General features: G+C 65.0%; 20 protein-coding genes. 6 read left to right on the forward strand and 14 right to left on the reverse strand.

The annotated features are described in order from the left end of the window. The first annotated feature begins 18 nt into the window (after positions 1 to 18). Positions 19 to 1,260 (forward strand): KpsE/RkpR family capsule polysaccharide export protein, encoded by a 1,242-nt coding sequence (locus tag MNOD_RS09850; protein ID WP_015928722.1) that lies wholly within the window; start codon positions 19 to 21, stop codon positions 1,258 to 1,260. A 543-nt stretch (positions 1,261 to 1,803) separates the two neighbouring features. Here the strand turns inward: MNOD_RS09850 and MNOD_RS09855 are convergent. Beyond that, positions 1,804 to 1,992, reverse strand: coding sequence for a hypothetical protein (locus tag MNOD_RS09855; RefSeq protein WP_015928723.1), 189 nt, complete (start codon positions 1,990 to 1,992; stop codon positions 1,804 to 1,806). A gap of 48 nt (positions 1,993 to 2,040) precedes the next feature. After that, positions 2,041 to 2,388 (reverse strand): hypothetical protein, encoded by a 348-nt coding sequence (locus MNOD_RS46285; protein ID WP_157091416.1) that lies wholly within the window; start codon positions 2,386 to 2,388, stop codon positions 2,041 to 2,043. A gap of 1,117 nt (positions 2,389 to 3,505) precedes the next feature. On the opposite strand from MNOD_RS46285, the gene MNOD_RS09865 reads away from it, so the two are divergent. Together MNOD_RS09865 and MNOD_RS09870 are read left to right on the forward strand one after the other, a co-directional pair. After that, a complete protein-coding gene (locus MNOD_RS09865; protein WP_043748432.1) occupies positions 3,506 to 3,862 on the forward strand; it encodes a TadE family protein in 357 nt (118 codons plus the stop codon). Then, positions 3,859 to 5,115 carry a pilus assembly protein TadG-related protein gene (locus MNOD_RS09870; RefSeq protein ID WP_015928725.1) on the forward strand — a complete coding sequence of 419 codons (1,257 nt, stop codon included), beginning with the start codon at positions 3,859 to 3,861 and terminating at the stop codon, positions 5,113 to 5,115. The genes MNOD_RS09865 and MNOD_RS09870 overlap by 4 nt, the downstream gene beginning before the upstream one ends. A gap of 215 nt (positions 5,116 to 5,330) precedes the next feature. Here MNOD_RS09870 and MNOD_RS09875 read toward each other — a convergent pair whose 3' ends face one another. The 6 genes from MNOD_RS09875 to MNOD_RS09900 form a co-directional block, all read right to left on the reverse strand. Then, complete coding sequence (locus tag MNOD_RS09875; RefSeq protein ID WP_015928726.1) at positions 5,331 to 7,490, reverse strand: TonB-dependent receptor; 2,160 nt, start codon at positions 7,488 to 7,490, stop codon at positions 5,331 to 5,333. Between the two features lie 449 nt (positions 7,491 to 7,939). Next, positions 7,940 to 8,260 carry a DUF2934 domain-containing protein gene (locus tag MNOD_RS09880; protein WP_015928727.1) on the reverse strand — a complete coding sequence of 107 codons (321 nt, stop codon included), beginning with the start codon at positions 8,258 to 8,260 and terminating at the stop codon, positions 7,940 to 7,942. A gap of 12 nt (positions 8,261 to 8,272) precedes the next feature. Beyond that, positions 8,273 to 9,169, reverse strand: a complete 897-nt coding sequence (locus tag MNOD_RS09885) for a hypothetical protein (protein WP_015928728.1) — start codon at positions 9,167 to 9,169, stop codon at positions 8,273 to 8,275. Between the two features lie 4 nt (positions 9,170 to 9,173). Beyond that, the gene (locus MNOD_RS09890) at positions 9,174 to 11,174 is read right to left on the reverse strand and encodes a protein-L-isoaspartate(D-aspartate) O-methyltransferase (protein WP_015928729.1); all 2,001 of its coding nucleotides are present in this window, start codon (positions 11,172 to 11,174) and stop codon (positions 9,174 to 9,176) included. A 323-nt stretch (positions 11,175 to 11,497) separates the two neighbouring features. Then, complete coding sequence (locus tag MNOD_RS09895; RefSeq protein ID WP_015927380.1) at positions 11,498 to 12,355, reverse strand: IS5-like element ISMno12 family transposase; 858 nt, start codon at positions 12,353 to 12,355, stop codon at positions 11,498 to 11,500. A 611-nt stretch (positions 12,356 to 12,966) separates the two neighbouring features. Beyond that, entirely contained in the window at positions 12,967 to 13,164 is a 198-nt protein-coding gene (locus MNOD_RS09900) for a hypothetical protein (protein WP_015928730.1), read from the reverse strand. Positions 13,165 to 13,604: 440 nt separating this feature from the next. On the opposite strand from MNOD_RS09900, the gene MNOD_RS09905 reads away from it, so the two are divergent. Beyond that, positions 13,605 to 13,859, forward strand: coding sequence for a YegP family protein (locus MNOD_RS09905; RefSeq protein ID WP_015928731.1), 255 nt, complete (start codon positions 13,605 to 13,607; stop codon positions 13,857 to 13,859). A 283-nt stretch (positions 13,860 to 14,142) separates the two neighbouring features. Here the strand turns inward: MNOD_RS09905 and MNOD_RS09910 are convergent, their stop codons facing one another. The 4 genes from MNOD_RS09910 to MNOD_RS09925 all read right to left on the reverse strand — a co-directional run bounded on the left by MNOD_RS09910 (position 14,143) and on the right by MNOD_RS09925 (position 19,109). After that, a complete protein-coding gene (locus MNOD_RS09910) occupies positions 14,143 to 15,045 on the reverse strand; it encodes an inositol monophosphatase family protein (RefSeq protein ID WP_015928732.1) in 903 nt (300 codons plus the stop codon). 209 nt (positions 15,046 to 15,254) lie between these two features. Next, positions 15,255 to 16,868: a glycosyltransferase gene (locus tag MNOD_RS09915; RefSeq protein ID WP_015928733.1), complete on the reverse strand. Its 1,614-nt coding sequence runs from the start codon at positions 16,866 to 16,868 to the stop codon at positions 15,255 to 15,257. Positions 16,869 to 17,078: 210 nt separating this feature from the next. Further along, entirely contained in the window at positions 17,079 to 18,335 is a 1,257-nt protein-coding gene (locus MNOD_RS09920; protein ID WP_015928734.1) for a Hint domain-containing protein, read from the reverse strand. Between the two features lie 495 nt (positions 18,336 to 18,830). Continuing rightward, on the reverse strand, positions 18,831 to 19,109 hold the full coding sequence (locus MNOD_RS09925; protein ID WP_015928735.1) for a hypothetical protein: 279 nt from the start codon (positions 19,107 to 19,109) through the stop codon (positions 18,831 to 18,833). A gap of 376 nt (positions 19,110 to 19,485) precedes the next feature. Between MNOD_RS09925 and MNOD_RS09930 the strand changes: the two genes are divergently transcribed. Next, on the forward strand, positions 19,486 to 19,884 hold the full coding sequence (locus tag MNOD_RS09930; protein WP_015928736.1) for a group III truncated hemoglobin: 399 nt from the start codon (positions 19,486 to 19,488) through the stop codon (positions 19,882 to 19,884). Between the two features lie 233 nt (positions 19,885 to 20,117). Here MNOD_RS09930 and MNOD_RS09935 read toward each other — a convergent pair whose 3' ends face one another. Then, the gene (locus MNOD_RS09935) at positions 20,118 to 20,384 is read right to left on the reverse strand and encodes a hypothetical protein (RefSeq protein ID WP_015928737.1); all 267 of its coding nucleotides are present in this window, start codon (positions 20,382 to 20,384) and stop codon (positions 20,118 to 20,120) included. 112 nt (positions 20,385 to 20,496) lie between these two features. Here MNOD_RS09935 and MNOD_RS46290 point away from each other — a divergent pair, with 112 nt between their 5' ends. Beyond that, on the forward strand, positions 20,497 to 20,670 hold the full coding sequence (locus tag MNOD_RS46290; protein ID WP_015928738.1) for a hypothetical protein: 174 nt from the start codon (positions 20,497 to 20,499) through the stop codon (positions 20,668 to 20,670). A 222-nt stretch (positions 20,671 to 20,892) separates the two neighbouring features. Here the strand turns inward: MNOD_RS46290 and MNOD_RS09940 are convergent, their stop codons facing one another. Continuing rightward, the gene (locus MNOD_RS09940) at positions 20,893 to 21,252 is read right to left on the reverse strand and encodes a hypothetical protein (RefSeq protein WP_015928739.1); all 360 of its coding nucleotides are present in this window, start codon (positions 21,250 to 21,252) and stop codon (positions 20,893 to 20,895) included. Positions 21,253 to 21,592 lie beyond the last annotated feature (340 nt).

Below are 21,592 nucleotides of genomic sequence, written 5' to 3' on the forward strand. Positions count from 1 at the left end.
GAACCGGAATCCTCCCGCATGACGGTCGACGCCCGCAATCCGACAGGCCAGCCGCTCAATCCGGCTGAGCGCTCACGCTTGGTCTCGGAGTCGCTGCGCCAGATGGCGCGCGTGTCGCGCTACAACGACCCGCGCCAGCAGCTCCGCGAGGCACGGGCGCTGCGGCGCCGCGACTTCATCACGCCGATCCTGTTCGTGGCCCTGGTCGTGCTGCCCTGCCTCATCGGGCTCGCCGTGTTCGGGTTCTACCTGTCGGACCGCTATGTCACAGAAGTGAATTTCGCGATCCGCCCGGCATTCGGCGCTACCGAAGCGACCCACAACAAGGATGGGGGAGGCGCGGCCGGCAATCTCAATCAGATGATCGCCCAAGACACGCATCTTGCCTCCGAGTACATTACGAGCCGGCAGATGGTTGAGGCGATCGAGCGCCAGCTGCCCCTGCGCGAGATGTTCTCCCGCGATTCCATCGACTGGTTCTCGCGGTTCGATCCCGACCGGTCGATCGAGAAGCTGGTGCGCTACTGGCGCAGCCGCGTCGCGGTGAAGGTCGAAGGCACGTCCGGCATCATCTCGGTGACGGTGAACGCGTTCGACCCCCACGACTCGGTGGCGATCAGCAAGGCGATCCTCACCGAGAGCGAGCGGAGGATGAACGAGCTCACGGCCAAGGCGCGCCAGGATGCGCTCGCCGAGAGCGACCACGCGCTTCAGCGCGCAGAGGGCCGCCTCACCGAACTCCAGATTGTGGAGTGGGGCCTACGCAACCGCGCCGGCGTGCTCGACGCTCAGAAGACCAACGAAGCCAATGTCAAGATGATCGCCCAGGTGCGCGAGCAGCGCATCAACCTCGCGGTGAAGCTGGCGCTGCTGCAGCGCGACCTGAAGGACAACGCGCGCAGCATCCAGGACCTGAAGGCGCAGATCGCCCAGCTCGACGCCACCATCGCTGGCCTTGAGAGCGAGGCGACGACCCAGGATCCCAGCCAGCACAAGGTCCTCGCCGACGCGCTGACGCGCTTCGAGCAGCTCAACGTCGACCGCAAGAACGCTCAGACCTTCTACGGGCTCGTCATCGCCGCGCGGGAGCGGGCCCGGATGATCGCCGATCGCCAGATCGAGTTCTTCACGGTGGTGGTGGAGCCGAGCCTGCCGCAATCGCCGCAGCTCCCTCGGCGCGCTCTGTGGATTGGCGTCGTCGTGGCGGGCTCTGCCTTGGCTTTCGGCCTCTCGATCATGCTGCGGATGCACCTCGCCTGATGCTGTGTGCGGCGGCCACTCCTCGCCGCCGCCACCTCCGGCACCGCGGCGACTGGTCGGGCGTCCTGCTGCCTTGCTTCTATCCCGTCCATACGATCAACGGGCCTTGAGAAGGACCGTTGGTTCCAGTCTCGAATTGTCGCCAAGCCTCATCAGAAAGCCTTTGGCTTGGCATCGGGAATTCGAGACAGGTCAACGTCCCGCTGCGTCAGCAGCCTCAAGCCGTTGGCATCACTTCGCCACCGGCCTTTGCCGACCCTGATGGATGAAACCGGCTGACCGAGCGCTCCCTTCTGGGGCAGCCAACCCAGCCCTCATGCTGAGGTGGCCGGCTACGCCGGCCCTCGAAGCACGCCGGACCGCTCGTCCCAAGCTCCGGGTGGCTGGGATCACCGGTCCGGGGTGCTTCGAGGCTGCGCGATCTTCGATCGCCTGCACCTCAGCATGAGGAGCGGGGCGGCTTCCACGCAGGTCAGGTTCGATTTAGCTGTGCCATGAGGACCGGCAGGAGGCGCTCTCCCGAGAGCGGGGAGAGCGCCAGGATTACGGGCACACGCCCTTGAGGAGGCCGGCTGCGAGCGCGCCGACCGCGCCGAGGGCCGCCAGCGCGTTCACCGCGGTGGAGGGGGCGTTCAGGAATGCGGAGAGCGCAGGCTTGCCGGCGAGGCTGACGCCGATCGCCGCGCCCGAGAGCAGGCCGGTCACCACGCCCGGCGTCAGGAACTTCGTCATGGTCTCTCTCCGGTGTCTGCGCCGCAGAGCCCGGAGGCGCACGGGAAGTCAGGCCGTGAGCCCCGCGGCCCAGCGCGTCGGCCCCAGCCGAAGCTCGGCCAGCTGGAGAGCTGCTTCCGGACGGCGATCGCCGTCCGGACCCGCCCGCAGTCCAGCAGGGTGGCGAAGCCGATCCCGGCGAGTTCGTCGATCCGTGCCCGGACCTGCTCCTTCCGGCTCAGCCGCCATACAGGAAATCACGGGCGGGGCTGACGACTCGTCCCAGATCGACCAGGCGCTGTCGAGCGCCTCCGCAGCGGCGAAAATCCGGTGGAAGACGAAAACGATCGCCGAGACAACGGCTTGGAAGTACAGATCGGCAAGCCGTGAGGCCATCGATATCGCCTCGATCTGCAAGCGACGCAGTTGCGTAAGCAGATCAGTATCACAGTCTAACAATTAATGTCAGAGCGGCAGGTGCAATTACGGCAGGTGAGGCCAAAAATCTTGCTATTGCCGGACGATGAAGGGGGATATTGATCAGTCGGATGCCGAGGCGATGCGTCGAGATGGCAAACGACATCGAGCAATTGCGGCCGGAAGGTTGCACACACGCCAGAAACACAACATGGTCAAGCTCGGCCTGCTCTGCACATCGCTTCCTCGGTGCGGGGCTGCGGGCTGGGCGATGGGGGCTTCACGACAAATGCCCGGCCCGCACATCATCCAGCAACATCACCTGTTCATGATTGATCCGTTCCGCACCTGTCCCCCCAGCGAAGCGGGACCGCGGGTCGGTCGTGGACATCGCCCCCCATGTCAGGAGCGGCCGGCCCGCGTTGAGCTCTTGCAAGGGCGTGCTTCTGAGCTGGTGGCCGGCGAGCTTCGGCATCAAGGAGAAGATCGAGAGACGAAACGATTGCGCTTCCGCGCAGAAGCACTGCCCGGGATATCCGAAGAGCGAGCTCAGACCGACGCCGTGACGACTCGCAACGACAGCAACGGCCTCACGCTTCTCACAGAAGGGATTTCATCGAAAACGCCATTGCGGAAGAGTTCATAGTTGTTGCTCGCCATCATCGTGACGGTTTGAACATGGATGAAACTGGTTTGTAACGAGTGGAGCGGGTGATCCGTCGTAGCCCTTTGCGGAGCCGTAGGGCGAAAGACCGCTGCGGGGCGAACAGCGGAGCTTCAATCCAGACCAATGCCGTGGCGGCCTGCATCGAACGGTTGGCGAGTTTCTGTCCCCAGGCCGCCCTGAATCTGCGGGTTTCATCGATACCACCAGCCGCTTTTGTTGCATGGGTCTCCGGCTGCAGGTTCTCGCCGATATTGAGCTCAAGGTATGCCGGTCATATCGCGGCAATGCAGCAAAAGAACCTAAAATGTGATTGATAGCGTTCGGGCATCAGTCAGAGCTGCAAGCTAATCGTTGAGGCCTGGACCAATCCTCAACCCGTATGGCGGTCTGATGAGGCATCGAAGGAGCTTCCCCCACAATCAAGACGGGACTAACTCCGTCGAGTTCGCCTTGCTTGCACCCGTGCTGATTGTGCTTGGCTTCGGCATCATCGAGTTCGGCATCATGATCTACACCCTCAATGCCGCCGAGAGCGCCGCGCGCGATGTCACGCGCCGGCTCGCCACCAACCGCATCTCAGCCGCTCAGGCCTCTAGCGCCGTCATCCAGCAGCTTCCAAGCTGGGTCGCCGCAGGCACGACGGTCAACGTCACCCAGACCGCCCCCACGGACCCGAGCAGCAACCGCTTCACGACGGAAGTTGCCTTCTCCGCCAAGGTCGCGACCCCCACCACTCTTCTGAGCTGGGCCTATGGCGGCGTGGTCCTGCACGCCAAGGTCAGCATGCAGCAGGAGCCTGGCACATGAGACGCCTTCTGCGCGACCGATCTGGTCAGATCACGGTGCTTGCCAGCCTGCTCTTGCCCATCGGGCTCGGGATCGCAGCCCTGGCAATCGACCTCTCGACGTTACAGCTGGTCAAGCACAGGCTGAAGGTTGCGGCCGATGCAGCCTCGCTCGCGGCGGTCGCTGTCCTGCCGGACACGACCACAGCCCTCGACCGCGCTCTGTCGATCGCAGCCGACAACGCCGGAACCGGAGCTGGCACCGTTACGGCGGCCTCCGACGTTCGGTTCGGATCCTACAATTCCGCTGCCAAATCATTCACGCCCGGAGCGACCCCGGCCAATGCGGTGCAGGTGACCGCATCCCGCAATCAGGCGCATGGCAACCCTGTCGTGCTGGCTTTCGCCAAGGCGCTGGGGTGGTCGACCCCTGACATTTCCGTCAGCGCCGTGGCGGTCCGGTTCTCGCCGGCCTATTGCTTTCTCGTACTGGACCCATCGGCCTCGGATGCTCTGAGCGTGTCGGGGACGGGCCGGCTCTCCGTGCCGAACTGCGGCGTGCAGGTAAACTCCACCTCCGCCACGGCAGCCACGGTCGGCAACAACAGCACCGCGCAGGCACGCTCCTTCTGTATCGTCGGCGGCTATTCCGGGACGAGTTTCAGCCCGAAGCCGATCACCAAGTGCGCCGCGGCTCCAGACCCTCTGGCCGACATCCCGGAGCCGGCGCAGCCCACGGCCGGCTGCTACTACAATGGCCTCAACACGGGTTCCGGGATGACGTTGCCGTCCAACGTGACTTACTGCGGCAAGATCACTCTGAATGGAAACGGCGATTTCTATCTGCAGCCTGGGTTGTACTACTTCAAGAATGCCACGGTCGAATTGCTGCAGAACGCTTCGCTCGTGGGTTCGGGAGTGACGATCTTTCTGGATGCGAACTCGACCCTGAAGTTCGCGGCATCAGGTACGGTGAACCTCAAGGCGCCCAGTTCGGGACCTTACCGCGGGCTGTTGATTTTTCAGTCGCGCAGCGCGGCCGCAACGACGACGAGCGTGGTGCGAGGCAGTCCCGACATCCTCATGGATGGAACGATCTACCTGCCGACCTCGACCTTGAGCATGACGGGATCCGGGAGTATCAGTGATGTGGCCAAGAGCGGCTACGTCATCGCGGGGCGGGTAAGTTACAATGGTTCTGTGACCTTTAACTTCGACGCTTACTCGAATGTATTGCCCGTCGGATTCAAATATTCGTCCGGCCTGGTTGAGTGACCGGCCCTGCTGTGTGCGGGGCTGCAACCAGCCTGCTCAGCTCGGACCCGAGGGGGCAGGCGCATGACGATCGTGATGCCAACGGGCCTTGGCAAGGCCCGTTGGATCCGGGCTCAAATCTTCGTCAAATCTCTTCGAGAAGCCTCTGGCTTGACATCGACAATTCGGGCCGGACCGGCGGCCCGATGCCGCGCGAGCCGCATCTTTCATGGTCCTCAGAACCGAACGATGACTTGAGCCCGAATGGTGCGTGGCGCACCCGGCGTGATGTTGTTGTTGTTATCCGCCGTGTAGATGTAGCGCCGGTCGAACAGGTTCTCGATGTTGATCTGGGCACGCACCGACTCGTTGACTTCATAGAACAACCCGAGGTCGAACCGATTGTATCCGGGCAAGCGAACCGTGTTGTCGGAGCTCGCGAAAGTATGCGTCTGATAGATGTAACCGACGCCGATCGAGAACTCCTTGGTGACGGCGAACTTGTTCCAGAGTGAGACGGAATTGAACGGAACCAGGCCGACGGTGTTGCCCTTGACGATCGTGGCCGAGGTTGCGCTTTCGATGCGGGCATCGGTCAGGGCATAGCCGCCCGCGATCTGCCACCAGTCGGTGACGTAGCCGTTGGCGCCGATCTCGATGCCCTGCGTGTTCGTCCGCCCCGAGAGGATGAAGAAACCCGGATTGTTCGGATCGGCGAGACGCTGGTTCCTGCGGTCGAGGTTGTACGCGGCGGCCGTAAGCTGGAAGGTGGGCGACACGTCGTACTTCACGCCCACCTCGGTGTTCTCGAATTCCTCGGGCTTGGCGATGACCAGTCCCGGCGTGAAGGCCCCGATCTGGTCGCCCGAGCTCGGCAGGTAGGAGACGCTGTAGCTGCCGTAGAATGCCAAGTTCGGCAACGGCTTGAGCACGATGCCGGCACGTGGCGAGACGAGGTTGTCGATGCGGGCGTTCGTGACGAGGGTCCGTTGGTCGGTCGACGCGAAGTCGAAATGGTCGTAGCGCAGCCCGCCGATGAGCTGCAGCCAGTCGGTGACCTCGACCTGATCCTGGGCGTAAACGGCGGCGAGACCGAGGCTGTAGCGGCTGTTGGCGTCCGTCGTGCCGTTGTTGCGGAAGGTGACGGGCACGCGGGTGATCGGCGCGAGCGGGTTCACGACGACGCTCGTCGCGAGATTGCTGCCGAAGAAACCCGTCTGCCGGAATACGAGCCCTTCCTGATAGCCGAGTTCGAAACCGCCAAGCAGCGTATGCTTGAGTGGTCCGGTCAGGAACTTGTAGATGAAGTCGTTCTGACTGAAGTAATTGGTCCGGTCGGTTTCGTTGCGGTAGCCCGTGATCGTGACCGCCGTCCCCGCGTTGTTGACCGCACTGCCGGGCAGAGTGTTGCGGTAGAAGCGGTCGTAATCGGCGAAGCGCAGCTGGCTGTGCATCTGCACGCCGCTGTCGAACAGGTGATCGAAGGTCGCGGTCGCGATGTTGGCGTCGACCTTGGTGAAGTTCACCTCGGGATTGCCGAAGAAGGTCGAGATGTTCTGGCGGTAGCGATAGGGTCGGCCGAACTGCGAGGGGATGCCGCGATCGGGGAAGCGATCGTCATGGAAGTACTCGTAGGACAGCTTCAGCGTCGTGACCGGATCGATGAGGAAGGTCATGGTCGGGTTGACGCCGTAGCGCGTCAGCTCGCCGAACTGGCGGTAGGTGCCGCTGTCCTCGAACATGCCGTTGAGGCGGAAGAAGGCGCTGTCGCTGAAACGGTCGCCGACGTCGACGGTCACGCGCTTGTCGCCGAACTGGCCGCCGCCCGCGCCGATCTCGCGAATCCGCAGGCCATCGGCCTCCTTGAGCACGCGGTTGATCACGCCGCCGCCCCCGCCGCGGCCGAAGATCAGGGAGTCCGGCCCCTTCAGGACCTCCACACGTTGAACATTGTAGAGATCCCGGTAATATTGAACGTCGTCACGGATCCCGTTCACGAAGAAATCCGCGCTGGTGTTCTGACCGCGGATGATGGCCTGATCCCGGTTGCTCTCACCCTGAGCGGGAATGACACCCGGCACATAACGGAGCTGATCGGTCAGGTTCTGAAAATTTTGGTCGCGGATCTGTTCCTGGGTCACGATCGTGATCGACTGGGGCGTGTCGATCAGCGGCGTATCCGTTTTGGTCGCCGACGAGGTGCGGCGGGTGAGATACCCGACCGTGTTTGCCGCGCCGCCCGACCTGCCGGCGATGTCGATGGTCTCCAGGGCAATGGTGTCCGGCGACGGTGCGGATACGTCCGACTGCGCCCGTGCCACGGCCGCACCCATCAACGCGGCCGGCACCGACGCCAGCAGGAACCTGGCTCGACGAGATCTCTGGAAATGTTCCATTGTATGGCCGCCAACAACCGATCAGCGCATTATCAATCGCCGGCGGGTTCTATGCGTCCCTGATCTGCGGACAAGACCCGGAAATGGACGATTCACATCGCCAGTTTTGAAGTATTACAATAAGACTTATAAGCTACAGGCTATCCGCCTCGGTCGACGCGGTTTTCTGGTCGGGGCGAAAGGGTGGACGGTAATCCCGACCGGCACCATTTTATGCCTGCTGTTGCAGAAACGGCACCATGCCGATCAGCCCTCCGGCGTGAGAGGCCGGGAACGGCGGGCCACGTGATCGCGGCGCGGATTGCCCGATCCCGCCACCGAAAGGCTCGGTAGCGCCTGTCTGCTACTGAGACCTGGACCTGCCTCGCCATGAGCCGCCGCACAATTGGAAGGATAGAAAGCGAAATAACTTAGATTATGAGACTCATTATTGTAAATAATCGCTACGGTTACTTTTTGTTGCCGTCAGGCAGCTTTCTCTTGGTTTTTTCGTCGGGGGGAGATTGCGGGGAGAGCTTGCGCGAGGTTGCGGCTGCTTCTGCGGGCGTCGATCCCGCGACCTCCGACCGCGTCGGAACCTCGTCGGGTCTCTCGGTCGCACCGCCGACCTCCTCTGCTGTCTCAACCGCCTCGACCGCGGTGCTCGCCGACGCGCCGAGTTCCCGCTCGGCTTGGTCCCAATGCGCTCTGTCCCTCCCGTGAGGATGACCCTCTGCCTCCCAGATCTGGTAGGCACGCCTGCGGATTCGCTCCCCGCGCTCCTTCTCCATGCTCGTCTCCTCTCATGCCGTTGCGAGAAACGCACCGGGCAGGTGCGACGTGCAGGCCATCACCCAGGTGATCGCCTCGCGGTCGTATTCGTCACCGGACCGCCACGTTTCGAAAAAGGCGTTCAGCCGCGAAACCCGGTCGGGCCAAGCCGCGGCGGCCTGAAGGCCGACCGAGACACCGTAATTGGCAAAGGCGAACTTCGCGGTGCGCAGCGCCGGAGCGCGGCTGAAGTAGCCGGGCGGGTCGACCCACATTCGGTCAAGCGTCGCGAGCGAGCGCGCCGTCTGCGCCCTTGCCCACGGCTCGTCGGGAAAGAAGTGGGCAAGCCACAGCATCATGCCGAGCCCCAGATCCTGATCGATGTCGAGGCGGCGCCAATCCTGCTCGATCAGATCCCGCATCTGGGCGATCTCCGCCGCGAGGGCGTCCTCGTCGAGGAGGCGATAGGACACGTAGCCGCCATAGGCGTCCATGGCACCGAACCCGTAACCCGGGTAGGGGCCGCTCAGGTCCTCCTCCGCCTTCCAGAACACACCACGGCCCGGGATCACGAAGGCCGGGTGGATGTCGCGCGCGAGCGCGATGCCGCGGTTGCGGTACTCCGGTTTGAGATCGCCCAGCCGCGCCAGCGCGAAGAGCCACATGGCAAGATAATGGAAGTACTGCCCGTCCCGATCCGGAGCCTCCCCGATCCGGACCCCGCGCGGTCGCCCGAGCACGCGCTCAACCTCGCCGACCAGTGTTTCGGCCTCGCGCAGCCAATGCTGGTCGCCGAGTTCCCGGAACAGGGAGACGTAGAGCACCACCCCGAAGGCATCGGTCCAGAGATAGCGCAGCCCGTTGGGCCAGATCCGCTCGCGGCGCATCCAGTCGAGTTTGTCGAGAACATAGCCGATGTCGCGAAGCATCGCGCTACAGCCCAAACGGGTAGGTGTCCGGCACGCCGGGCTTGGCGTGTTCGGGTCCGAGCGGGGTCACGGCCGCAGTCTCATCGAACCAGACATAGGCATCGAATTGCTGCGGCAGCGATGCATCCGCATAGTGGCTCAACAATTCGGTCTCGGGCCGGTAGATCACGCCGATGAACCGCTCCAGCCGTGGTTCCAGCAGCCGGTGGCGAAGGGCATCGTGCTGCCCCTTGCGGAGATCCAGGAGGAAACGCGGCACATTGGAATCGTGGCAGAGCCGTTCGTAGCTGTCCCGGTGCGAGGGGCGAACCCGCTTGATCTCCATATCGCCATCCCAGTCCGTCGCGGCCGCGACGGAGCCGGTATGGGTGCCGAAGCCGATCAGCGCGGCCGCGTCGCCGAAGCGCTCACGACAGAGCTGGCCGATGTTCAACTGGCCCCGCACGAAGCCCATATCCGTGTAGCGCGCATCGCCGATATGCGAGTTGTGGGCCCAGACGATCGCCTTCGAGCCGGAGCCGCGTGCGTCGAGAACGTGGGTGAGCGTCTCGACCATGTGCGTGTCGCGCAGGTTCCAGGACTCCGCGCCGCCGTAATACATGATGCGGTAATACCGCTCCGCGGAGGCGATCAGGCGCGCGTTCTGCGCAGCATCGAGGAAGCTGTCGCGGTCGTCGCTCGCATATTCGAGCTGCTTCGCGAGAAGCTCGCGGCACTGGGCGATCACGGCCTCCTCGCATTTCCGATAGCCGGCCGTCCGCACCGCGCGACCATAGGTCGATGGCTCCTTCTGCCAGGGGGTCAGGCAGCCGTAGCGTTCCCGGGCGACCTTGGCGGCCTCGGGATCGACCTTGTCCAGATAGGCCAGCACGGCCGCGATGGAGCCGCGCATGTTGTACATATCGAGCCCGTAGAAGCCGACCTGTCTCGTGCGATCGGTCAGGCCGGCATTGCGCGCGCGCATCCAGGCGGTCAGGTCCGCGATATCGGTGTTGCGCCACATCCAGGTCGGGAAGCGCTGGAACGGCGGCTCCGCAGCCGCGCGCGCGGAGCGGTGCCGGACGTAGCGGTCGACCGCGGCCGCGTCCGGCCAGTCCGCTTCGACCGCTACGATCGTGTATCCATGCCGCTCGACCAGGGACCGGGTGATGGCCGCCCGCGCCCGATAGAACTCGGCCGTGCCGTGGCTCGCTTCGCCGAGCAGCACGATCCGCCGGTCGGCGAAGCGCTCGAAGAGGCGCCCGAAGGCTGGATCATCGAGGTCCGGCAGCGGCTCGGCGGCCTTGGCAATCATCTGCGGCAGGGTCTCTCCCCGCGCCTGTCCCGGAACATGACGGCTCGCGGATCGCCGACCGTCTTCCGACCAGCCCTGCTCGCCGATCAGCGGGACGAACATGACCGGCCCGAAATCCTCTTCCTCGTAGTCGGTCTCGGAGGTCCGGGTCACCTTGAGCAGGGTTTGTTGGCGCTCGTCGCTGCCGACCGGAATCACGAGGCGGCCGCCGATCACGAGCTGCTCCTTCAGGGCGCGCGGCGCATCCGGCCCGCTGGCGGCGACCAGAATCGCATCGAACGGCGCGGCCTCGGGCCAGCCGCGGGTGCCGTCGCCGACGCGCAGCTCGATATTGCCATAGCCGAGCTTGTCGAAACGCCGTCTGGCCTGCTCGCCGAGCGAGGGATGGCGCTCGATCGCGTAGACCCGCTCGGCAATGCGGCTGAGGACGGCTGCCGCATAGCCCGAGCCCGCTCCGACCTCCAGCACGCGCTCGCCCGGCTCCACTTCGGCAAGAGCGATCATCGCGGCGACGATGTAGGGCTGCGAGATCGTCTGCCCCTCGCTGATGGGCAGCGGAATGTCCTCGTAAGCGAACTCCTCGAAGCCGGGTTCGACGAAGGCTTCGCGCGGAACTTCGCGCATGGCCGCCAGGACGGCTTTGTCGCGCACGCCACGCGATGCGATCTGCACATCGACCATGCGGGAGCGAGCATGACTGTAATCGGACATCACGGCTACTCCGACACCGACTCCTTCAACCCGGAGCCGGATCAATCATCGTGACGGCTGCCGCACCTCGGCATCAGCACCAACGCTCAGTCGCTGCAGATGTTCTGCACGCCTCCCTGGAGTTCGAAAGCTGCCGCGCTGCGTGAGGATCGAGCCCCATGATCATGGATGGGAGCAAGAAGCCGATCAGTCCGGCGAAGACGATGATCTTGCGTGTCGAGATTGTCGGCACAGGATCGCCCTGACGCATCTTCTCCGCCGAGTGGACGGGGCTTGCCTGAACGCTGCGGCGTGTCTCCCCTTGAGAGTCCGTTGGGAAAGGGTCATTTCATAGTGATTGACGCGAGAAGCCGAGTTATAGAGGCGAAAAGCATAGCCGCCGCCGAGATGTGAAGCAGCGTATCGTAATCCAGCTTGAGACGGCGCGACACCGTGAGAGCGCCGATGCTTTGCTCAATCCGCCATCGTTTCGGCAGAAGCACAAAGCCCTTCCCAAATTGCGGCCGTACGACCACTTCCACGACACGGCTCGTGCCAGCCTGAACCGCCTCAATGAAACGGGCCTTGTACCCACCGTCCACCACGATTGTCTTGATCCAGGGACAGAGACGAACCAAGCGCTTGACGAGCGGGATCCCGCCCTCTTGATCCTGAACGTTGGCCGGAGTGATCATCACCGCAAGCAGGCGTCCGTCGCTGTCGACCGCCAGATGCCGCTTGCGCCCCAGCACTTGTTTCGCCGCATCGTACCCGCGCTCGCCTTGCGGGGCGTCACACTTCACCGCCTGGGCATCCACAATCGCCAGCGTTGGACTGGCTTCTTTCCCGGACTTCTCACGATCCCTCATCACGAGATGATGGTTGATCCGGTCCATGTGGCCGCCATCGGTGAGCAACCGCCAGTAATCGTAGCAGAGACTGGCGGGCGGCAGATCCTTTGGCATGGCATCCCAGGGAATGCCGTACCGCTGCACGTAGCGGATGCCGTTCATGATGTCCCGAATAGGATAGGTCCGGGGCCGCCCGATCCCCTCCGCGACAGGAAGCAGTGGCTCCAGGGTGAGCCACTCGTCGTTCGTCATATCACTCGGGTATCTCTGGCTGCGACGATCATAGCGCGGCCGATTTGCAGCGGTCCAGACCAAGGAGGGGCCATTCATCCATTCGAGACGAGCAGACATGCTCTATCATCCCGCATTTTCTCTTGGCCACCCTTTCCCAACGGACTCTGAGTCCTTCAAGGCGTCCACGACCAGAGAGGCGCGCGCATCAACGCCGGCGTTTCCCCACGCGTTGACTTTGCCGGCAGGTCCCTCATGCCCGCGGCGGGTGATGAGCCATCCAAGAGGAATCCGCCGAGCCCCGGTTGAGCTGATCACGGCGGTTCAGACCGAAACCTGCGATGGGGCCGGAGGGAATTTCCGGAGGAGCCCCGGGCGGGATGCCCACCGGCTCGCCCGGTGACGGGATCGTGTCCGGCGTCGGAGGCGGTTGGCCGTCAGGACCGGGCAGCGGCAGCTCTCCGGGTTGCGGCGGGTGCGCCGGCGTTGGTGCTGGATCAGCAGGACTCGGCCGGGGAGAGGGCTGATCTGGCGCAGGCATGGTCGGCATGACGCATCTCCCATTCCCTTGTCGCTGTCAGGCCAATCACACCGATGGACAACGGTTCCGGCCCGCATGCGTCAGGGCGCTGATCATGCGTGAAGCTCCGGATGGGACGCACCGCCCGTTCAGGCCGCCGACGATGTGACCCGGTTGGAGGTTCGACGCCGCTGTCGGGGCAATGCGTTCGTTATGGGATCCGCCGCTCGAGATGAGCCAGCGCCTTGGCGACCTGGGCATCGCCGCTGGCTTCTGTGCTCGACACGGCCAGCGCGCGCAACCGTCCCTTGAATGCAGCCACGTCCAGCCCGCCAGCCTGCAGCTGCGTGACCAGGGCAGCGAATGCCCGTTCGAGGGCTTCAAGGCGGGCGATCTCATCCGTCGACATGGATGGCTCCCTGGGTTAGGCGCCGTCAGTCTGTCAGGCGCGACGAAGGCGACCAGCCATGATCATGCATGGCAGCCATTGCTTCGGCTAGACGCTCCGATCCATTCCGGGCGGCGGAATCGATGCGGGGGGTGATACCCGTGCCTGCGGTGTCGTCGCTCATCGACGCAACCCCGCCACGATGGGCCGGACAATGCTCGAGAGCCGTGGCGGCTCCGGTCGGATCGGCCGATCCGGATCAATCGGGCAGGGCTCTCACGGTCTTGCCGTGTCGCGCTCTCCGGCGCCGAACCGGCGCCCATTGCGGCGCAGGACGCTCTCGCGCCGCAGGCTCCTGCAAGCGCCTTGTGACTGAGCCCGGCGACGGCCCGCGTCAGCTCGCTTGCCGCCCCGCGCCACGTCTGATTACTCTGATTGTTTTCAAACAGGAGGAGCGTCCCATGTCCAACAGCGACGATCCGCTCTTCGAGATGTTCCAGACTGAAGCCGGTGGCGGTATTCGCACCGAGTGGCGATGGCGCCTCATCGACAGTGACAAGACAATTCTCGCCGTGTCGCCGCAGGGATGGTTCCGGAAGGAGGATTGCGAGCAGAGCATCGCGGCGGTGAAGCGTGCGGCTGCTGGACCGATCCAGGAGGAACCTGACGTTGCCAGGATGGATCGTCTGCTCGATGAGACCATCGATGAACCGTGATTGCGGGCGGGCTCCCCCGCGCGCCGTGGACGGTACATCCCCCACCCTGGCCGGCAGAGACAAGGCCTGAGGTCGCCAGCCCGTCAGTCGGCAACGGCGCGGGACAGGCCGTTCCGCGTGTCATCCCTGCGCGGGCGCGGGCCGATCGCTGACATCGCCCCCTGTCCGGAGCGACCGGCCAGAGCCATGAAGACCGCCTCCGCCGTGGCGCGGGCATCGCCCCTGTCGCGGCGCACGGAGCGTCCGGGCCAGGGCCGGCCAGTGAGGCCCCGGCAGCATCCGGTCAAGGGTCGCGGCCCGGGGACACGCGCACAGCCCTCGCGAAGCGCCGTGCCTGATCGGCATCCCGGCAGATGAGCCAGAGCGCGTCATGGCCGGAGAACTGATCGTCGAACATCTCGACCAGCGTGGCCGGCGGAGGAGCCAGATCGGGCCAGCGATAGAGTCTGAAGCCGAGGGCCTCCAGCACCGGCAGCACGGCCGCGGCATCCCAGAGCATGTGGTTGAGGCATGTGGCATCGAGCCGGCCGAGGGCCATGAGCGCGGCGTCGGCGATCGCGCTGCTCTCACTCCAGGGAAAAAACCCCTGTTCGTAATCAAGCGTGTATCGCTGTGCGGCGACGGGCAGCCATCCCACGTGGTGCGTGCGCCGCTCCGGCGGCCGGAGCGGCTGCAGCTCCCCGGTCCGGCGGCCCCCGCGCGTCGGTGCCCAGTAGGCCGCGCCGTCGACCGCCGCGAGGAGCAGGCCGCTTTGGTCTGAGGCGGGAAGCTGCCGGAACGGGTCCGCCCGGTCGTCGGCCCAGGCGGGCAGGCTCATGACGCTCGCGCGCGGCCAGCCCCTGCGGCAGGCGGCCACCATCGTGCCCCAGCTCGACAGGCCGCCGGAATAAGGCTTCGTCCCGTCGATGGGATCGCCCACGAAGGTCCATTCGTCTTCGGCAAGGAGCTGTCTTGCCGCCGCATGGCCAAGAGCATCGACCGTCTCTTCCTCGATCAGTCGCGGACCGAAGCGGTCGTGAAGCAGGCGGCTGATGGCGAGATCGGCCTCGGTCAGCGCTTGGCCGAGCCCCGCATCCTTATAGGTGACCGCAAGGCCGGCCTCGCGGTGGGCCAGAGCCATGGCGGCAGCCTCCTCGGCGAAGGCCAGCAGGGTGTCGAGGATGGTTGAGCTGGACGGATGCGTCATCGACGAGAGGTTCCCGATCGAAATCCCGGACTGGAATGCCCCGGCTGCGCCCCGGCGGGTGCGCCCCGAACAGATGATGCCGTCCCGCTCGGCCCCGATCGACCCGCTCCTCTCATGAGATCGTGCCCACAAAAGATGCGGATCCTTGTTTGCTGACGCCGCTGACGGGGCCGGCGATCGCGAGCGGGAACTGCCCAACGTGAACCGGTTTACGCCTTGCCCAGGGCGCTCCGCATCGACTCGTCGAGCCGCGCCTCGCTTGCCTTGTCTGCGATGTACTTGAGACCGGCGTCGCTGCAGGCGCGGTTCAGCGCCTCGTCATCGTGAAGCGTGCAGATGGAGCGGGCCAGTTCAGCGGGTGTCGCGGCGACATGGCGGAGCAGCGCCTCCGGAAGATCGAGCCCTTCAGCCGCAGCCGGGGTGCACACGCAGGGCACGCCCGCCGCCAGACTGTCCAGCACCTTGCCTTTGACGCCGGCCCCATAGGCGAGCGGAGCAACCGTCACCCGAACGCGATCGAAGATCGTGCTCAGCTCGGGCACATACCCGACGGGATCGACGTTGTGCCGCCGCAGGTTGCGCAGGCTGTCCGGCATGTTGCTGCCGACCAGCGAACACGGGATCGAGCGACCGAGGGCATCGAGCGCCGGCATGACGGTGTCCACCAGCCAATGCGCGGCATCGACGTTGGGACGGTGCCCATAGCCGCCGATGAAGGCGAACCCGCGCCGCCCGGCCCAGGCTACGGCAGTCGGACGCAATGGAAGGCTCCAGGGCACGACGTGAACCTTGCCGGCCGGCATGTGCCGACGCAGCAATGCGGCCTCGGCCGTCGAATGGGTGATCACCGCATCCGCCTGCCAGGCGGCGGCAAGTTCGGCGAGACGGACATGCTCGCTCAGGGACAGCAATGCCGGCTGCTGCTCGATCTCCGCCTGCCGCGCGAGGCGCAGGTGGTGGAGGTCGGCGACGCTGTAGACCAGATGCGCGCGCGGCTGGTTGTCCCGGGCCAGGGCCATGTAGCGGCCCGCCGTGGTGACGCGATGCATGTAGACGAGCGCGAAGGCATCGCGCTGGCGTTTCAGCACTTCCTCGATCGAGACGTACCACGGGTGCAGGCAGCAGGCGACGCCCTCCGCTTCGAGTGCGCTGCCATCGCCGTGCAGGTTCGCCGGAGCGAAGGTGACGTCGTAACCGATCCGCTGCAGTGAATCGATATGCGACAGGATGGCGTTCGAGCCGGCATCGTGATGTCGCAACGGCATCCGTTCGTCGATGACAAGCGCACGAGGCTTGCCGACATCCCGATTGGTGGCGGTCGCCCCGTCTGCGCTCCCGTTCCATTGATGCGCTCGTCGCCTCCGACGGTCTTCGGCGCCGCTGCTGTAATCAGCATGACGCTGCCGCAACCTGTCGATCTGATCGGTCAAGAAAGTGAGCCGCCGGACAAAGTCGTCCTCGTCGATGACAGCGGAAAGCAGCTGGGCGATGGCATCCTGCGCGGGCTTGTCGAAGGCTGTCGAGGGCTCGAGGGTCTGAGGCGATCGTTCCAGATGGGCGCCATCGCCTTCGCGCCGAACGCCGATGAGATAGCGCTTCAGTGGCGAGAGCGGGGGGCTGGGCCTGAAGGTGAAGCCGTGGCGGCCGTCCCCGATCGCGGCCTGTTCGAGGTCGGCGCGATAGCCATCGGCGAGAACGCGGCCGATGACCTGATCGTTGGCGAACACGACGAGGCTGACCGGCGTATCGGGCGCGTCGGTGTCCCAGGCCCATCCGGCGATGCACTCGTGAGAGGTAAGGTCGAGATGGCTACGAAGCGGCATGGCTCACGCGCAATGGATTGCTCGCGTCTGCTGTAGCCTGCGATGCTGCAGCAGACGCAGGGGTCATCCCAACGGGCCTGTTCAAGCCCGTTGGTTCCGGTCTCGAATGGCCGCCCAAGCCGCTCCAAGCCTCCGGCTCGGCATCGACCCGTCGAGATGGCCAACGGCCCGCTGCATCCGCATCGCGGGCCGTCGATATCCGGGGCCGCCTCAGGCCGCATGCCTCTCCGGGGCCGCGACCTGCAAGGCGGCCGCGATCGGGGCGCCGTCGGCCGAGCGGCGCACCTCGATCGTATGCGGCCCATGCTGCGTCAGCGCCTCCGGCAGCGTGAGGCTGAAGGCATGGCGCCCGTCGCCGATGCCGATCCCTTCCAGGTCGGCGCGGTACCGTTCGGCAAAGGCCTGGGCCACGACCGTGCCGTCGATCACCACGTCCAGGCAGACCGGGCCGTCCGGATGGGCCAGATCCTGCGCCCAGCCGACCACCGTGACGCCGCCCTGCGCGTCGGTGTCGCAACGATCGATCGAGCCGCGCAGCGGGCCGAAGACGCGTGCTGCCGGAACCGGCAGGCCGGCGCGCTCGGCCAAGCGCCGCCGTGCCGCTTCCAGCACATAGCCGCTCTCGACGCGGGGCGCACAGTAGATCGCCTCTTGCGGCGGCGTGTCGGGATACAGCTGCGCGAAGGTGTGTGCGTTGTGGAACATGCCGCGGCTGTGATCGTCGACGAAGCTCTCGGAGGGCGCCCCCTCGGCGAGCAGAACGTCGTGGCGGTCGAGTTCGACGTGCCAGTACTCGACGCTGTCGACCCGCTCGGCCGTGGTGATGGTCACGCCATTGACGAGATGCACGGCGGGGATGAGGCAGCCGTCGAGGAACATGGCGTGCTTGGGCGAGACCCAGAGGTCGCGGGCGGGTGTGCCATCGGCGAGCGAGCCGGCCTTGAAGCAGATCGGCAGCACATCGGGATTGGCGTTGGCGAAGCGGCCGGTATAGGCACGATGGCCGATCCACCTGATCGGACGCTCGAGGCCGGCGGCGGTGACGACGATGTCGCCGATCGCCAGCTCCTCGACGGCCACGTCGCCGCGCGTCGTGCGGATCAGCGTGCCGGTCATGTAGCACGGGACATGATAGTCACCGACATTGGTTTCGCTGAATGTCAGCGTATTTCCAGGAGACAGCGGCGTGTTGGAAATAATGTAGGCAGGCCCGATGCCATTGGGCTGCTCTGTAAACACGATATGATCGGCATCATCAAAATTCGTGACATAGACTGTAATTGCGTCTGTGCCATCTCGCGATGTAAAAGAAACTGCATCGTTTACTTGATTTACCGTACCTCTTACGCTGTAATCCTGAGGCGCATTATTGTTGACTGTAAACTGCGTTGCCGATTGTCTGTCGACATCCTGGCCAAGGTTGCCAGCAGGGTAGAAAACATCATTGAAAACAATTGGCGTCGCCATTGGTCGTCCTCCAGCGATTTTATCTCTTCAGGATTCCAATCCTCACAACAGTGTGATGCGCTTTGATTGTATCGGTCGTTTCTGTGAATCCTAGTGCGCGTAAGCCACAATGACCGAAGAGGCTGAATCACGAAGCCGAGCAAGAACAAAATCAATCAGATAGAAGGGGATTTTTGCTTGCCGGAATTCAGTAGAGTTAATTCCTGAGATTTAAAGCTGCTCCGCGGCAGTGCTGGCGTTTCTTGCCCCGCCAGCGCCAGCAAGAGAGCGGCCGTCATCGCCACCTGCCGCAGCGCCTTTGGGAGCGCTTTTCGGCGTCAACTCTTCAGCATGGTTCCTCGGCCCGGTGCAAGCGGAGGCGCCGAGAGTTGGGCCGTTCGTCATCAGCACTCCAGATGAGCCCGCCCCGCCGGCGATAGCGTCCAGGGCGTTTTTCGGGGCACTCGCTCGCGCGGGATCACGCCGCCCGCGCCGGCAGGATCGCGGTCGGTGCGGCTACAGCAAAATAAACTCATCAATGATCGGCTGAAATATGATCACAAGATAGAAAATCAGCGCAATGCCGACCACGAGCATGATCAGGAAACGTCGTGCGCCCGCGGCGAAAATCGGCTCGCCCTTAAGTCCAGACGCATGATAATCGACGCCATACTGCCCATCGATGTGCCAGGGTCGGTCACGTCTCGGGAGTTGGGCGCCATCGTCCTCGCTGGCGGTGAACCAGATCGCCGTCCAGAGGCCGAGAACGACGATCAGGGCCGCCCCTTCAGACATAGGGCGAACCGCAATGAACGGAGAGCCAGCAGGGCATGGCGGCTCCCTAAAGGGGGACGGACAACTGAGCCACGCACCATACCATCCCGGCAGGGCGTCTCCCAGCACTCTTCCCCGTCGATGCACGGCGGATCGAGGGCGGGTGAATCGGGCATGGCGGCACGCAGCGGGCCGTCGACCCCGATCTCGACGGGTTCGATGCCGGGCCGGAGGCCTGACGACGAGGTTCGACGCGCCTTCGAGACCAGAAGCGGCGGGCATTTTCGAGGCCCGCTGGTATATAAGACGGCGCGGGCGGGTGACGCGGCCGCTCTGCCCCGGGGCGCACCGCGACACGGCCCACACGAAGTCGCTTCCTGCTGCCATGCCACCGACGATGCCCGAACAGATCCTCGACGAGGCGAGTCTCGCCCGGTTCCTCGACGCCTTTTACGCGCGCGTGCGGCGCGACCCGCTCATCGGCCCGGTCTTCGCGACGGCGATCCCCGACCCGGACTGGCCCCGGCACATGGCGACGATTCAGGACTTCTGGTCCTCGGTGCTCCTCAGGACGGGCCGCTACAAGGGCAATCCGTTCGGCAAGCATCAGGCGCTCGGCGTGCTCAGACCGGATCACTTCGCCCGCTGGCTCAGCCTGTTCGAGGAGACGGCGGCCGAGCTTTTCGCCCCCGAGATCGCAGCCGCCCTGGTCGAACGGGCACACCGGATCGGTGACAGCCTGAGGGCGGGCCTGTTCTTCCGGCCCGGCGCGCCGGCCGGGCAGGGAGCGTCCTGAAGCGAGCGCGCCTCCGACGCCCGCCTCCGCTCAGGCAGCCAGATCCTCCCGCCGCGTATCCGCGACCACGCGCCCGTCGGCGAAGCGGAGGGCCGCCTCCGCGCTGAGGCGGCCGGCCGGGCGGCATGCCGCGACGATCGGATCGCTCGGAGGGCTGCGGCCGCCCTACCGGGGGGCGCTGCGGCGGCAACGGCCGCGGCATCCGGCTCAGATCCCCGCCTGCTCGGACAGGATCAGCGCATCATCCGCCCCGATGCCGAGCGACTGCACCGGGCGCCCGGCCTCGGCGGCGCCGCAGCCGGATCCTTCTTCCGCTCGGCTTCGCCGTGGCCGAGCCGTTGCAGCAGTTCAGCCAGGCGGGGATCCAGCCTGTCATCGAACACGGGCGCGTAGAGGGCCTGCAGGTGCTGTCCCACCTGCTCCCGGGCCGAGGCGTCGAGGATGGGTCCGCCGTCGTGGGGCAGCCCATTCGGGGAAGCGTTGCGGTCCGGCTCGGCCATGCCGTCTACATGGCGGGGCCAGCGCGCCCGGCAACCCCGGCGGATCAACAATCGTTGCAGGTCCGTGCTGCCCGTGACCAGGGCGGCAGGGCGAGACAGGGGAGGAGGCGCGATGAGGCTGGAAATCGCAGTCGTGAGAGCCGGACTGACGCTGGCCTCGGAGATCCTGGTCAACCCGACGGAGGAAGACGCGACGGCGGCGATCGCCCGGGTGTGCGCGCAGGCCAGACGAACGCGAGCGGGACCGCTCTGGCCCTTCCAGATCGTCGTGCGTGAGGCCGATTGACACGGCAGAGCCGAGGCGGCTGCCGGCCTCGTTCCGATTGCGATCCGCATCCGAGGTGTCGCGGTAACGCCGGTGATGAGCCGCCTCGACCGCCTGCGCGACATGCGGAGCTGACGGCCGCGGCGGTGGATGATGCTCCTGCTGGCAGCGCCAGGATCGCCCACCGCCGCGATTGCTTTCGATGAATGGGATGCGATCAGCGCGATCCGCCGACCGGGCGGCTCACTTTGACGAAGCCCTGCCCGTTTTCTCTCCCGTGTCGCCCGCCTGGCTGCCCTGCACGCTGCCGGTTGCCAGGTCGTCGCTGGCGTAATGCAGCAGGCCATCCTCCCGGATCACCAGGCGATCGCCGGGCTCGGCCGGGCGGTCGTAGCCGACGGTGCGCACGCGCAGACTGCATCCGTCCGGACAATCCACCTTCAGCGAGGCGCCGGGCACAATCTTCGTATCTTTCTCCTCGACGCCGCGGTCGACCGTGAGGGTATGCTCCCGCTGGTCCTGGTTGGACACGGTGATGGCCAGGGCGGGGCCGGCAGACAGGGTGAGAACGCCGAACATCATCGCAATCGACTTGACCGACATGACTGCTCGCTCCTGAATGAACATAAGATCCGTACCAGCAAGCGCGCGGAGCAGTAATTCCGATCCCATGAGATCGGAGCCGAGGTGCCATTCCGCGCGCTTGCCATAGAGTTGGTGGCTTCGATGCTTGCGTCAACAAAGATTGCGAAACTTTAATACTGACATGATTACGTTTATCGGCGCAAATTCATCCGCACGACATCGCAATATACGAAGAGGGGCGAAGCTGCGATGGAGAAGGCAGGAATGCCGAGATGGCGTCTGCTCACCTCAGGCGCATTCCGAAGCTGGATCGGCTGAAGGACCCGAACGGGGCTCGCGACGAGTTCCACCCGACAGG

It is taken from the genome of Methylobacterium nodulans ORS 2060 (genome assembly GCF_000022085.1).
Taxonomy (GTDB): domain Bacteria; phylum Pseudomonadota; class Alphaproteobacteria; order Rhizobiales; family Beijerinckiaceae; genus Methylobacterium; species Methylobacterium nodulans.

Excerpts from the sequence above, each read along its gene's own strand:
- MNOD_RS09890 (WP_015928729.1), bottom strand. The coding sequence starts at position 11,174 with ATGTCCGATTACAGTCATGCTCGCTCCCGCATGGTCGATGTGCAGATC.
- MNOD_RS09920 (WP_015928734.1), bottom strand. The coding sequence starts at position 18,335 with ATGGCGACGCCAATTGTTTTCAATGATGTTTTCTACCCTGCTGGCAAC.
- MNOD_RS09930 (WP_015928736.1), top strand. The coding sequence starts at position 19,486 with ATGCCCGAACAGATCCTCGACGAGGCGAGTCTCGCCCGGTTCCTCGAC.
- MNOD_RS09935 (WP_015928737.1), bottom strand. The coding sequence starts at position 20,384 with ATGGCCGAGCCGGACCGCAACGCTTCCCCGAATGGGCTGCCCCACGAC.
- MNOD_RS09910 (WP_015928732.1), bottom strand. The coding sequence starts at position 15,045 with ATGACGCATCCGTCCAGCTCAACCATCCTCGACACCCTGCTGGCCTTC.
- MNOD_RS09940 (WP_015928739.1), bottom strand. The coding sequence starts at position 21,252 with ATGTCGGTCAAGTCGATTGCGATGATGTTCGGCGTTCTCACCCTGTCT.
- MNOD_RS09905 (WP_015928731.1), top strand. The coding sequence starts at position 13,605 with ATGTCCAACAGCGACGATCCGCTCTTCGAGATGTTCCAGACTGAAGCC.
- MNOD_RS09915 (WP_015928733.1), bottom strand. The coding sequence starts at position 16,868 with ATGCCGCTTCGTAGCCATCTCGACCTTACCTCTCACGAGTGCATCGCC.
- MNOD_RS46290 (WP_015928738.1), top strand. The coding sequence starts at position 20,497 with ATGAGGCTGGAAATCGCAGTCGTGAGAGCCGGACTGACGCTGGCCTCG.
- MNOD_RS09925 (WP_015928735.1), bottom strand. The coding sequence starts at position 19,109 with ATGTCTGAAGGGGCGGCCCTGATCGTCGTTCTCGGCCTCTGGACGGCG.
- MNOD_RS09885 (WP_015928728.1), bottom strand. The coding sequence starts at position 9,169 with ATGCTTCGCGACATCGGCTATGTTCTCGACAAACTCGACTGGATGCGC.
- MNOD_RS09880 (WP_015928727.1), bottom strand. The coding sequence starts at position 8,260 with ATGGAGAAGGAGCGCGGGGAGCGAATCCGCAGGCGTGCCTACCAGATC.
- MNOD_RS09850 (WP_015928722.1), top strand. The coding sequence starts at position 19 with ATGACGGTCGACGCCCGCAATCCGACAGGCCAGCCGCTCAATCCGGCT.
- MNOD_RS09855 (WP_015928723.1), bottom strand. The coding sequence starts at position 1,992 with ATGACGAAGTTCCTGACGCCGGGCGTGGTGACCGGCCTGCTCTCGGGC.
- MNOD_RS09900 (WP_015928730.1), bottom strand. The coding sequence starts at position 13,164 with ATGTCGACGGATGAGATCGCCCGCCTTGAAGCCCTCGAACGGGCATTC.
- MNOD_RS09870 (WP_015928725.1), top strand. The coding sequence starts at position 3,859 with ATGAGACGCCTTCTGCGCGACCGATCTGGTCAGATCACGGTGCTTGCC.
- MNOD_RS09875 (WP_015928726.1), bottom strand. The coding sequence starts at position 7,490 with ATGGAACATTTCCAGAGATCTCGTCGAGCCAGGTTCCTGCTGGCGTCG.
- MNOD_RS09895 (WP_015927380.1), bottom strand. The coding sequence starts at position 12,355 with ATGTCTGCTCGTCTCGAATGGATGAATGGCCCCTCCTTGGTCTGGACC.